At 41.7% G+C, this 11,190-nt stretch carries 12 protein-coding genes; 5 read left to right on the top strand and 7 right to left on the bottom strand.

The window, feature by feature from the left end; genetic code table 11:
- Positions 1-120: 120 nt before the first annotated feature.
- On the top strand, positions 121-855 hold the full coding sequence (locus AC1M84_RS12360) for a phosphoadenylyl-sulfate reductase (RefSeq protein ID WP_035269807.1): 735 nt from the start codon (positions 121-123) through the stop codon (positions 853-855).
- Between the two features lie 166 nt (positions 856-1,021).
- Complete coding sequence (locus AC1M84_RS12365; RefSeq protein WP_481593598.1) at positions 1,022-2,476, top strand: WS/DGAT/MGAT family O-acyltransferase; 1,455 nt, start codon at positions 1,022-1,024, stop codon at positions 2,474-2,476.
- A 52-nt stretch (positions 2,477-2,528) separates the two neighbouring features.
- Here AC1M84_RS12365 and AC1M84_RS12370 read toward each other — a convergent pair whose 3' ends face one another.
- From AC1M84_RS12370 to AC1M84_RS12395, 6 genes are all read right to left on the bottom strand, one after another.
- The gene (locus AC1M84_RS12370; RefSeq protein ID WP_171076802.1) at positions 2,529-2,696 is read right to left on the bottom strand and encodes a PA1571 family protein; all 168 of its coding nucleotides are present in this window, start codon (positions 2,694-2,696) and stop codon (positions 2,529-2,531) included.
- Positions 2,697-2,832: 136 nt separating this feature from the next.
- Entirely contained in the window at positions 2,833-4,287 is a 1,455-nt protein-coding gene (rng, locus tag AC1M84_RS12375) for a ribonuclease G (protein ID WP_035269804.1), read from the bottom strand.
- Between the two features lie 51 nt (positions 4,288-4,338).
- Positions 4,339-4,905, bottom strand: coding sequence for a Maf family nucleotide pyrophosphatase (locus tag AC1M84_RS12380; RefSeq protein WP_180028090.1), 567 nt, complete (start codon positions 4,903-4,905; stop codon positions 4,339-4,341).
- Entirely contained in the window at positions 4,893-5,387 is a 495-nt protein-coding gene (gene mreD / locus AC1M84_RS12385; protein WP_092766998.1) for a rod shape-determining protein MreD, read from the bottom strand. The genes AC1M84_RS12380 and mreD overlap by 13 nt, the downstream gene beginning before the upstream one ends.
- Positions 5,374-6,231, bottom strand: coding sequence for a rod shape-determining protein MreC (gene mreC / locus AC1M84_RS12390; RefSeq protein ID WP_481595091.1), 858 nt, complete (start codon positions 6,229-6,231; stop codon positions 5,374-5,376). The genes mreD and mreC overlap by 14 nt, the downstream gene beginning before the upstream one ends.
- A gap of 30 nt (positions 6,232-6,261) precedes the next feature.
- Positions 6,262-7,308 carry a rod shape-determining protein gene (locus AC1M84_RS12395; protein WP_035269793.1) on the bottom strand — a complete coding sequence of 349 codons (1,047 nt, stop codon included), beginning with the start codon at positions 7,306-7,308 and terminating at the stop codon, positions 6,262-6,264.
- A 133-nt stretch (positions 7,309-7,441) separates the two neighbouring features.
- On the opposite strand from AC1M84_RS12395, the gene gatC reads away from it, so the two are divergent.
- From gatC to gatB, 3 genes are read left to right on the top strand one after another with little or no spacing between them, the layout of a single operon-like run.
- A complete protein-coding gene (gene gatC, locus AC1M84_RS12400; RefSeq protein ID WP_035269791.1) occupies positions 7,442-7,756 on the top strand; it encodes an Asp-tRNA(Asn)/Glu-tRNA(Gln) amidotransferase subunit GatC in 315 nt (104 codons plus the stop codon).
- 45 nt (positions 7,757-7,801) lie between these two features.
- Positions 7,802-9,280: an Asp-tRNA(Asn)/Glu-tRNA(Gln) amidotransferase subunit GatA gene (gene gatA, locus AC1M84_RS12405; protein ID WP_481595092.1), complete on the top strand. Its 1,479-nt coding sequence runs from the start codon at positions 7,802-7,804 to the stop codon at positions 9,278-9,280.
- On the top strand, positions 9,280-10,755 hold the full coding sequence (gene gatB / locus AC1M84_RS12410; RefSeq protein ID WP_481595093.1) for an Asp-tRNA(Asn)/Glu-tRNA(Gln) amidotransferase subunit GatB: 1,476 nt from the start codon (positions 9,280-9,282) through the stop codon (positions 10,753-10,755). The genes gatA and gatB overlap by 1 nt, the downstream gene beginning before the upstream one ends.
- A 46-nt stretch (positions 10,756-10,801) precedes the next feature.
- Here the strand turns inward: gatB and AC1M84_RS12415 are convergent, their stop codons facing one another.
- Positions 10,802-11,044: a hypothetical protein gene (locus AC1M84_RS12415; RefSeq protein WP_481595094.1), complete on the bottom strand. Its 243-nt coding sequence runs from the start codon at positions 11,042-11,044 to the stop codon at positions 10,802-10,804.
- Positions 11,045-11,190: the final 146 nt, after the last annotated feature.

Genomic DNA, 11,190 nt, shown 5'->3' on the forward strand with positions numbered 1-11,190 from the left:
ATTTTATTCATAAGTATTTATTTTTATTTCATAAGATAAATCTCTGAATTCAACTAAAATATACATCAAATATTTTAATATAGGACTTGTTGTTTCCAAGCCTATATCGCCAGGATTCTCATGACTACCATTCCAAGCATAGATTTAATTGATGCACTTGCATCAGAGTATGAAGATAAATCCCCTTCGGAAATTATAGCCTTAGCTTTAAATCAAACAGGTGAAATTGCCATTTCATTTTCAGGTGCTGAAGATGTTGTATTGATTGATATGGCTGCAAATTTAGGTAAACCTTTTCGCGTGTTTAGTCTAGATACAGGTCGCTTGCATTCAGAAACTTATCAATTTATTGAGACTGTTCGTAAGCACTATAATATCAACATTGAAATATGTTTCCCGGAAGCTGAAGCTGTTCAGAATCTGGTCAACGAAAAAGGACTGTTTAGCTTTTATCAAGATGATCACAAAGAGTGTTGTGGTATCCGTAAGGTTCAACCTCTTCGTAAAAAGTTAGCAACACTTGATGGTTGGATCACGGGTCAACGTAAAGATCAAAGTCCGGGTACACGTACTGAAATTCCAGTGATTCAAGCTGATCTAGGTTTTTCAGGTGAAGGTAAACAACTCATTAAATACAACCCTTTGGCGAATTGGACGAGTGCTGACGTTTGGAATTATATTCGCATGATGGAAATTCCATATAATCCATTGCATGAAAAAGGTTTTATTTCAATTGGATGTGAACCATGCACGCGTCCAGTACTTCCAAATCAGCACGAGCGTGAAGGTCGTTGGTGGTGGGAAGAAGCAACGCATAAAGAATGTGGTTTACATTCAGGTAATTTAAAAAAGTAAAAACTGTCTCACAAAGTTTTAAGCCACTGATTTAAAGTGGCTTTTTTGTACTGACCATTCATTAAAAAAATTTATGCCCCCTTCAACAAATACGTCTATACTGATCTCTTGGATTGATAATTCTAAAAAACAATTTTAGAAATTTGCAGTGAGGCAAACCTAGACTATGCGCCCATTACACCCGCTTGATTTTATTTTCTTATCTTTGGAAAAAAGACAACAGCCCATGCATGTTGGCGGATTATTTTTATTTGAAATTCCAGAAGATGCGCCACCAACCTTTATTCAAGATTTAGTGGCAGATATTCGCAACTCAAAATCTATTCCAATTCCACCGTTTAATAATAAATTAAACGGACTGTTTTGGGACACAGACACTGAATTCGATCTTGATCATCACTTCAGACATATTGCTCTACCACATCCTGGTCGTATTCGTGAGCTACTCACCTACATTTCCCAAGAGCACAGTTCATTAATTGATCGAGCTAAGCCATTATGGATGTGTCATATCATTGAGGGCATTGAAGGCAATCGTTTCGCCATGTATTTCAAAATACATCATGGGATGGTCGATGGTATTGCAGGCATGCGTTTAATTGAAAAATCACTCTCTCATGATCCAAATGCAAGAAGTATCGTTCCGCCATGGTGTCTCGAAGGTCCGCGTGCTAAGCGACTTAAAACACCTAAAGTAAGCCGTGCAAAACAAATATTGTCTAATTTGAAAGGTCAAGTGCAGTCTACACCGGGTGTATTCAAAGTGCTGTCTGAAACTGTCTTTAAGGATATGGGACGTAATCCGGACTATGTATCTAGTTTCCAAGCCCCAAGTAGTATTCTGAATCAAAAAGTCAGCTCATCGCGTCGTTTCGCTGCTCAGTCATATGAGTTTAAGCGCCTCAACCATATTTCAAAATCACTGGGTGTGACCATTAACGATATTGTTCTCGCGATTTGCTCTGGTGCTTTGCGTGAATACTTAATCAGTCAAAGTGCTTTACCTGAGAAACCATTAATCGCTATGGTTCCTGTCTCCGTTCGTACTGATGATTCAGATATGTCAAATCGTATAACGATGATTCTGGCCAACTTAGCGACACATAAAGCCGATCCATTAGAACGACTCGATCTTATTCGTCGTAGCGTAATGAATGCGAAACAAAAATTCAAACGCATGACTTCAGATCAGATTCTCAACTATAGTGCCTTCGTATATGGTCCTGCAGGTTTAAATATCATCTCTGGTTTAGCACCTAAACGTCAGGCATTTAACCTCGTTATTTCTAACGTACCAGGGCCTAAAGAGCCGCTATATTGGAATGGTGCACGTTTGGACGCACTCTACCCTGCTTCTATCGTACTTGATGGTCAAGCATTGAATATTACAATGACCAGTTATATGGATAAATTAGAAGTCGGTTTAACCGCATGTCGAAATGCTTTGCCTAAGATGCAAAATTTATTGACCCATTTAGAAGATGAGATTCAACGATTTGAAAAAATTGTGGGTTTACCTGAAGATGAAAAACCGCAGATTATGAAAAAGACCACTAAGCGTAGTGCAGTGAAGAAACAAGTAGTAACGGATATAGAAGTTGCAAATGAAAAACCAGCTTAAGGCTGTATATTTCGATATTCACAAAAAAATTAAGGGGCTTTAAAAAGGCCCCTTAATTTTTAATATTACGACACTGCTTGATTAATTGCTGACAGAGCGAAACGACCATCGCTTGTGTAACTCGAACTTCTTGACCTTGATCGTTGAGCATCAAGCAAGCGCTTTTGTTTGAATCCACAATTTGACGATGGCTACCCGCTAATTGTTCCGTTAAATTCATACCCACTTTGACCTCACTTTGCTAAGACAACATCGCTGTCTTTGGCTATTCGATTTGATTTCTTAAGTATTGAGAAATCGGGATCGAATGTAAAATCTCAGTTGTAACAAGTGTTTAACGATATTCTGTTACAATTTCAATTCAAAATGATATCGTATTGCTCTTGCGTGTATAAATTTTCGACTTGGAACTTAATGACACGTTTCACAAAATGCTCTAAATCAGAGACGGCCGCAGCTTCTACGGTTAATAATCGATCCACAACCGATGGATGCGCAACGACAGTAAAGTCAGTCTGAGACTCAAAATCTCGAGCATATCTTAATATCTCTCGAAAGATTTCGTAACAAACAGTCTCGGCACTTTTCACATAACCACGTCCCTGACACGTTGGACAAGACTCACATAACAAATGTTCAAGTGATTCACGCGTCCGTTTACGCGTCATTTCTACCAAGCCAAGCTCAGACACTTGAGTGATTTTAGTTTTTGCATGGTCACGTTCTAAGACTTTTTCAAATTGCTTAAGCACTTCATCACGGTGTGAGGCCTCTTGCATATCAATAAAGTCAATAATGATAATTCCACCTAAGTTGCGCAGTCTGAGTTGACGCACAATGACTTGTGTAGCTTCCATGTTGGTCTTAAAGACGGTGTCCTCAAGAGAGCGTCCACCTACATATGAGCCTGTATTGACGTCAATAGTGGTCATGGCCTCCGTCTGATCAATCATGAGATAACCACCAGACTTTAAAGCAACACGTGTTTGCAATGCTTTTTGAATATCTGTTTCAACATTGTATAAGTCGAATATCGGACACTCACCAGGATAATGTTTCAGACGATCAACCATATTTGGTACAAACTCAGCCACGAACTCTTGTAGCTTGCCAAACACTTCTCTTGAATCGACTTGAATTTTTACCGTATCTTCATTTGCCAGATCACGGATGATACGTTGAGGAAGTGGTAGCTCTTCAAAGATAAGTGATGGCACCACGACACTTTTTTGTTTGCGCTGAATAAATTCCCAAAGTTTTGCCAAATACGCCATATCTTGCGCAATAGCGGCCTCTTCGATCCCCTCTGCTGCAGTTCGTACAATGACAGAACCGGGTAACTTATGTTCAGCTTGAATACGCTCAATGATCGAACGTAAACGATCACGCTCTTCTTCTGATTCGATTCGCTGAGACACGCCAGTATGATGTCCATAAGGCATCATCACCAAATAGCGAGAAGGAATGGAAAGATCAGTACTTAAACGCGCACCTTTCGTGCCTAACATATCTTTCATGACCTGCACTGTCAGAATCTGACCTGGTTGCAGAAGATCAAAGACATTTGGCGTCGGTTGATTACGAGGCCAAATCATGTCATTGATATGTAAAAAAGCAGTACGAGATAAGCCAATGTCTACAAATGCCGCTTGCATACCAGGCAATACACGTACAACTTTGGCTTTATAAATATTCCCGACTAAACCACGTTTAGCGTTGCGTTCAACAAATAGTTCGTTGACCGTCCCATTTTCAACTAACGCCACCCGACACTCCATTGGGGTGACGTTAATCAACAACTCGTCAGACATAAAAAACACTCAAAACATTATAAAAATTTTTTAAAAGGTTAATTTAGTGCCTTAACCATTTTTCAATATTTGATTCAGTAACTGTGATGTTTCATGTAAAGGCAAACCCACCACATTTGTGTAGCTACCTTCAATACGAGGAACGAACTTTGCGGCGATTCCTTGTATTGCGTAAGCCCCTGCTTTTCCTACAGGTTCCCCAGTTGACCAATATTCTTCCATATCATGATGACTGAGTGATTGAAAATCAACCTTTGTGCTCACTACCGTACTTATTGTTTTATGTTGTGAAGCCACACAAAGGCCACTGAGAACTTCATGCTGACGCCCTGACAAGGATTGCCAAATTTCAAACGCATGTTGCTTCGAGTCAGGTTTGCCAATAATTTGCCCATCTAAACTGAGGCTTGTATCTGCGGCAATGACCACCGCATCTGGAAATTGTGCTAAAACAACCTGAGCTTTTTGTTCTGCCAAACGTCGAACATAATCATGTGCTTGCTCACCATCATGTACAGACTCATCGATTTCTGGACTAAAAATATCAAATTTAAGTCCAAGCTGTGCAAGCAGTTCTTTACGCCGAGGCGAGCTCGACGCCAGGATTAAATTCGCCATTTTCTAAGCAAATAATACAAGATGGGCCAAGTTAAAATACTGCTCATTAGTGGCTGCCAATGACGAGTAATCGAAAATTGCATATCGGAAATAATTTGTGCAAACAGGACATAAATCAGATGTGCCAATATAGCAACACTAGCGATTGCCCAAGTATTTCCAAACGTCATTAAACGGCGTTCACGCACAAACCAACGGATGGTAAATGTTAGTAAAACGAAGCTTAAGGCATGTAATCCAAGGGGTGCATCAAGCAGTAAATCGGTAAATAATCCGACTGCAAAAGCAAACCAAACGCCACACCATGTCGGTTGAAGCAAGATCCAATACACCGTAATCATCAACATGATCAGCGGTCGCCATCCTGCCAATGTATAAGACAGAGGATACACCACCAACACCGAACCAATAATGATTGAAAGCACGATGATCCATAGAGGATCACGTGTTTTAACTGATGATATTTTTTTAGCGCTGAGCATGAGGTTGCTCCATAGCTAATGAGTCTGAGAACAGTACCACCACATGGTGTCCACCTGCCAACTGAGCTGCAGGTTTCACGTCTATCTGCGCAAACTCACCGGTATTTTCACGCTTAACTTTGGACACTGTTCCGACCAAATAACCCGCAGGAAAATGTTGTCCTAAACCTGAACTATAGACCTTGTCCCCAACTTTGACGTTAGCGCTGGTCGGTACATATTCCATTTTCAGACGACCTAAATCACCAGTGCCTGACACAATGGCACGCATTCCAGAGTTTTCAAAACGTACAGATAGGGAGTGTTCTTTATCAGACAATAACATGACACGGCTACTGTGCGGATAAACATTGATGATCTGCCCCATGATACCGTTATCATCCAACACCGTTTGCCCGACCCGCAGTTGGCTCGCAGCACCTCGGTTAATGATAATGATATGACGTAACGGATCAGCATCTGTGCCAATCACCTCAGAGATTTCCATACGACCGTCAATGATCAAAGGCGTATCCAATAATCCACGTAAGCGCGTATTTTCAGCGGAGAGTTCTGAGAGTTTTTGAAGGCGAACCTGAGCCTGAAGCAGCTCTGCCTGCATCGCAGTATTCTCACGACGCAGTTGCGCTTCAGACTTGGTTTGTTGACTGAGCCATTCTTTCGATAAAACGGGATAGCTTGCAATGGCATAAATGGGATTATATGCCGCGTACAAGACATCTCTTGCTGGTTGAATCAAGTGTGGAGCGCGCCAATTAAACATTAACACGAACAAACACACGATGACTGCAATGATGAAAGAGCGAAAAGATGGCGGTTGTCTTGAAAACAGATTCGGTTGCACCGCCTCGTCCTTAAATTAAATTACAGAAAATTAACCAACAAACAGCATGTCATGGTTCGGGTTGTCAAAGAGTTCTAAGACTTTGCCACCACCACGTGTTACACAAGAAAGCGGATCTTCAGCAACTACTACTGGCAAACCTGTTTCTTGCGATAATAACTTGTCTAAGTTACGTAATAACGCACCACCACCAGTCAATACAATACCGCGCTCCGCGATATCTGATGACAACTCAGGAGGTGTTTGTTCAAGCGCAGATTTCACTGCAGACACAATGCTTTGCAATGGATCAGTGATTGCTTGAGTAATTTCATCAGAAGTCACCGTAATTGCGCGCGGAACACCTTCCGCCAAGTTACGACCGCGAACTTCGATTTCTAACACTTTGCCATCTTCATCAGGAAGCGCCATACCCACTTCTTTCTTAATGGTTTCAGCCGTTGTTTCACCAATGACGCAACCGTGTGCTTTACGAACATAATGAATAATTTGTTCGTCAAAAACATCACCACCAATGCGCAATGAATCTGCATAGACACAACCTTGCAATGAAATGATTGCAATTTCAGTTGTACCACCACCTACGTCTACGACCATCGAACCACATGCTTGCTCAACTGGCATGCCTGCACCAATCGCTGCTGCCATTGGCTCTTCGATTAAACGTACATCACGTGCGCCTGCATTGAATACAGCCTCACGAATCGCACGACGTTCAACCAAAGTTGATTTACATGGCACACACACCACAACACGTGGTGCTGGTGGGAAAAGACGCTTTTCATGCACTTTACCAATAAATTGGTTTAACATGGTCTCAGTGACTTCGAAATCCGCAATCACGCCATCTTTCATTGGACGAATTGCAGAAATATTCGCAGGGGTACGACCAAGCATTTGCTTAGCATCCAAGCCAACAGCGGCAACTATTTTTTGTGAACCACTGTGACGAATTGCCACAACAGTCGGTTCATTTAATATAATGCCCCGTCCTGGCGCATAAATTAGTGTATTAGCGGTGCCTAAATCTATGGCTAGATCTGGCGAAAACAAGCCAATTAGTCGTTTTAGAATCACGGGTCGTTCTCAGTTCAACGTTATATAGACGTAAGATGGCAACTTTAACTAAATGTGATGCTTTGGACAAGTCAATCGCTTATTATAACGCATGATATTTTGAATATTTTTATTACTGATTAGGTGAGACAGCATGTCAGCATCAGATGCTCAGCAATCTGCAGATTTAAATGCACAAACCGTTTCAAGCATTGCACACTTAGCACGCTTGTCTTTGGATGACACTCAATCTGCTGAATATGCTCAAAGTTTGAATAAAATTTTAGGAATGATGGAAACCTTGAAAGGCATTGATACCGAAGGTGTTGAGCCATTAAAGAGCCCATTTGACCATCCGCAGCCATTACGTGAAGACGCTGTGTCTGAACAAAACCATCGTGATGACTATCAAGCCGTTGCACCAGCTGTGCAAGACGGTTTGTATCTTGTTCCACGTGTAATTGAATAATTGTTCAGTTTTGCCCTATTTAAATTTTAGTTAAGAATTTTTCTCATGACAGATTTACATCGCTTATCGGTTCGTGAACTTATCGATGGTTTAGCAAACGCTAAATTCTCTTCACGTGAATTGACGCAACATTATTTAAACCGTATTGAAAAAATTGATGCGCAAGTCAAATCTTATGTCACTGTGACTGCTGAACAAGCATTGGCTCAAGCTGATGCAGCTGATGCAGCGATCAAAGCAGGTACAGCGACCACTTTGACTGGTTTACCTATTGCACATAAAGATATTTTCTGTACGCAAGGCATTAAAACCACGGCTGGTTCTAAAATGCTAGACAACTTTATCTCTCCGTACGACGCAACCGTTGTAGCGAAAGGTAAAGCTGCGGGTCTATTGACTTTAGGTAAAGTGAACATGGACGAATTTGCCATGGGCTCTACATCAGAGTCATCTTACTTTGGTGCAACGGCGAACCCTTGGGCGCTTGACCGTGTTCCGGGTGGTTCTTCAGGCGGTTCTGCTGCGGCAGTTGCAGCTGACCTTGCACCGTTTGCGACTGGTACAGATACAGGTGGTTCAATTCGTCAACCTGCATCGTTCTGTGGCCTTACAGGCTTAAAACCAACCTATGGTCGTGTATCACGTTTCGGTATGATTGCCTATGCATCATCACTTGACCAAGGCGGTCCAATGGCGCGTTCAGCAGAAGACTGTGCTTACCTTATGAACGTGATGGCAGGTCATGACGCAAAAGATTCAACATCTGTACAAAAAGATGCTGATGACTACGTGGCTAACCTCAATGGCACATCGGTAAAAGGTTTACGTATTGGTATTCCAAAACAGTACTTTAATGTTGAAGGTTTAGCTGCTGACGTTAAAGCTCGTGTTGAAGAATCTCTAAAAAAATTGGAAGAGATGGGCGCAACGCTTGTTGAAATTGACCTCAACATGACTGAGGCATATGTTCCAACCTATTACCTGATTGCCCCTGCTGAAGCATCGTCTAACTTGTCACGTTTTGACGGCGTACGTTATGGCTACCGCTGTGAAGATCCAAAAGACATCATGGACTTGTACAAACGTTCTCGTTCTGAAGGTTTTGGTGCTGAAGTTCAACGCCGTATCTTGATTGGTACTTATGCGCTGTCTGCAGGTTATTACGATGCCTACTATGTCAAAGCACAAAAAGTACGTCGTTTAATCCAACAAGATTTCTTAAAAGCATTCGAGTCTGTTGACGTGATTGCTGCGCCATCTGCACCAACAACGGCCTATAAGATTGGTGCAAACCTTTCTCCAGTTGAAATGTACTTGGGCGATATCTATACCATCGCGGTCAACCTTGCAGGTCTTCCTGCGATTAACGCGCCTGTTGGTTTTGATCAAAATAATTTACCTGTTGGCTTACAGTTGATTGGTAACTACTGGTCAGAATCTCAATTGTTGTCTGTGGTGCACCAATACCAACAAGCAACTGATTGGCACACCAAACGCGCTGTAATTGCTGAGGAGAATGCATAATGGCGAAGAATAATGCAAAACCTAAGTCAAATTTGATTGATGGTTGGGAAGTCGTTATTGGTATTGAGATTCACACTCAACTTGCGACTAAATCTAAAATCTTCTCAGGTTCTTCAACTGAATTTGGTCAAGACCCAAATACACAAGCGAGCCTTGTTGATTTGGCAATGCCGGGCGTACTGCCTGTATTGAACAAAGAAGTGGTTGATCTTGCCATTCGCTTTGGTTTGGGTATTGATGCGTATATCGACCAAGCGTCTGTATTTGCACGTAAAAACTATTTCTACCCTGACTCTCCAAAAGGCTACCAAATCAGCCAAATGGACAACCCGATTGTGGGCTTGGGTCATATCGACATCCAACTTGAAGATGGCACAGTAAAACGCATTGGCGTGACACGTGCGCACCTTGAGGAAGATGCAGGTAAATCGATCCATGACCAATTTGAAGGGATGTCAGGCATCGACTTAAACCGTGCAGGGACACCACTTCTTGAGATTGTATCTGAACCCGATATGCGTTCGGTTGAAGAAGCAGTTGCTTACATTAAAGCGATTCACACACTTGTGCGTTGGTTAGGTATTTCTGATGGTAACATGGCGGAAGGTTCATTCCGTGCCGACTGTAACGTGTCTTTACGTCGTCCGGGTCAGCCGTTTGGTACACGTTGTGAGCTTAAAAACCTCAACTCATTCCGTTTCATTGAACAAGCGATCAATGTTGAAATTGAACGTCAAATGGAAATCTTGGAATGGGATGGCACCATCGACCAAGAAACACGTTTGTTCGACCCTGTGAAGATGGAAACGCGTTCTATGCGTTCGAAAGAAGAAGCGAACGATTACCGCTACTTCCCAGATCCAGACTTGTTGCCTGTGATCATTGCAGATGAGCAAATCGAAGCGATTAAAGCGACTATGCCTGAGCTTCCTGCTGCACGTCGTGCGCGTTTTGTAGCGGACTTTGGTGTGACTGAGTACGATGCTCACGTTCTGACATTGACTCGTGAAATGTCAGAGTTTTATGAAGAAGTTGTTAAGGCTGCGGGCGGTGCTGCACAAGGTAAGATTGCTGCAAACTGGGTGATGGGTGAATTCTCAGGGGCGCTGAACAAAGCAGGCTTAGAATTGGCTGATTCTCCTGTATCTGCTGAGAAATTGGGTGGCATGATTGCACGTATTGTGGACAACACGATTAACGGTAAGATTGCGAAACAAGTGTTCGGCTTTATGTGGGAAGAAGGCAAAACTGCGGACGAGATTATTGCTGAAAAAGGCTTGAAACAGGAAACTGATACAGGCGCAATTGAAGCGATTATTAAGGACGTGCTTGCTGCTAATGAGAAGATGGTTGAAGAGTATAAATCTGGTAAAGAGAAAGCCTTTAACGGTCTTGTTGGTCAAGTGATGAAAGCCGCGAAAGGTAAAGCTAACCCTGCGCAAGTGAATGAATTGATGAAGAAATTGATTGGTTAAGACTGATTAATTTTGGAATCAAAAACCCGCTCTAGAGCGGGTTTTTTTAATAGTTCTTAAAAAACAGCTTTACATTTTCAACATATTTTTTAGCATTTCTGTTTAATATTTGAATACCTGGTAAAATATACTCATTGTTAACAGCATGAATGTTAAATTGACCAACATCAAAATGAGTATCTTTTTTAGGTAACCATTCTAAAGACTTAAGACTTTCAAAAATTTTCCTTAAATTTTCTTGATTTTGCAAAGCGATGTTAAAGATGGATTTAGTTACTAAAGGTATCACATCATCTCCAGAAAATTCACCTGAAAAACCATCAATTACAATAATAGATTCAATAGGCTTTGTTGCACAAAGCTATTCTTAAGGGCTTCTTCAGCCATATAATTTTCAAATGAAGAAGCCTGCACACAAAATCTACCGCACAACCA

The sequence above is a fragment of the Acinetobacter sp. 24-47-66 genome (assembly GCF_056779755.1).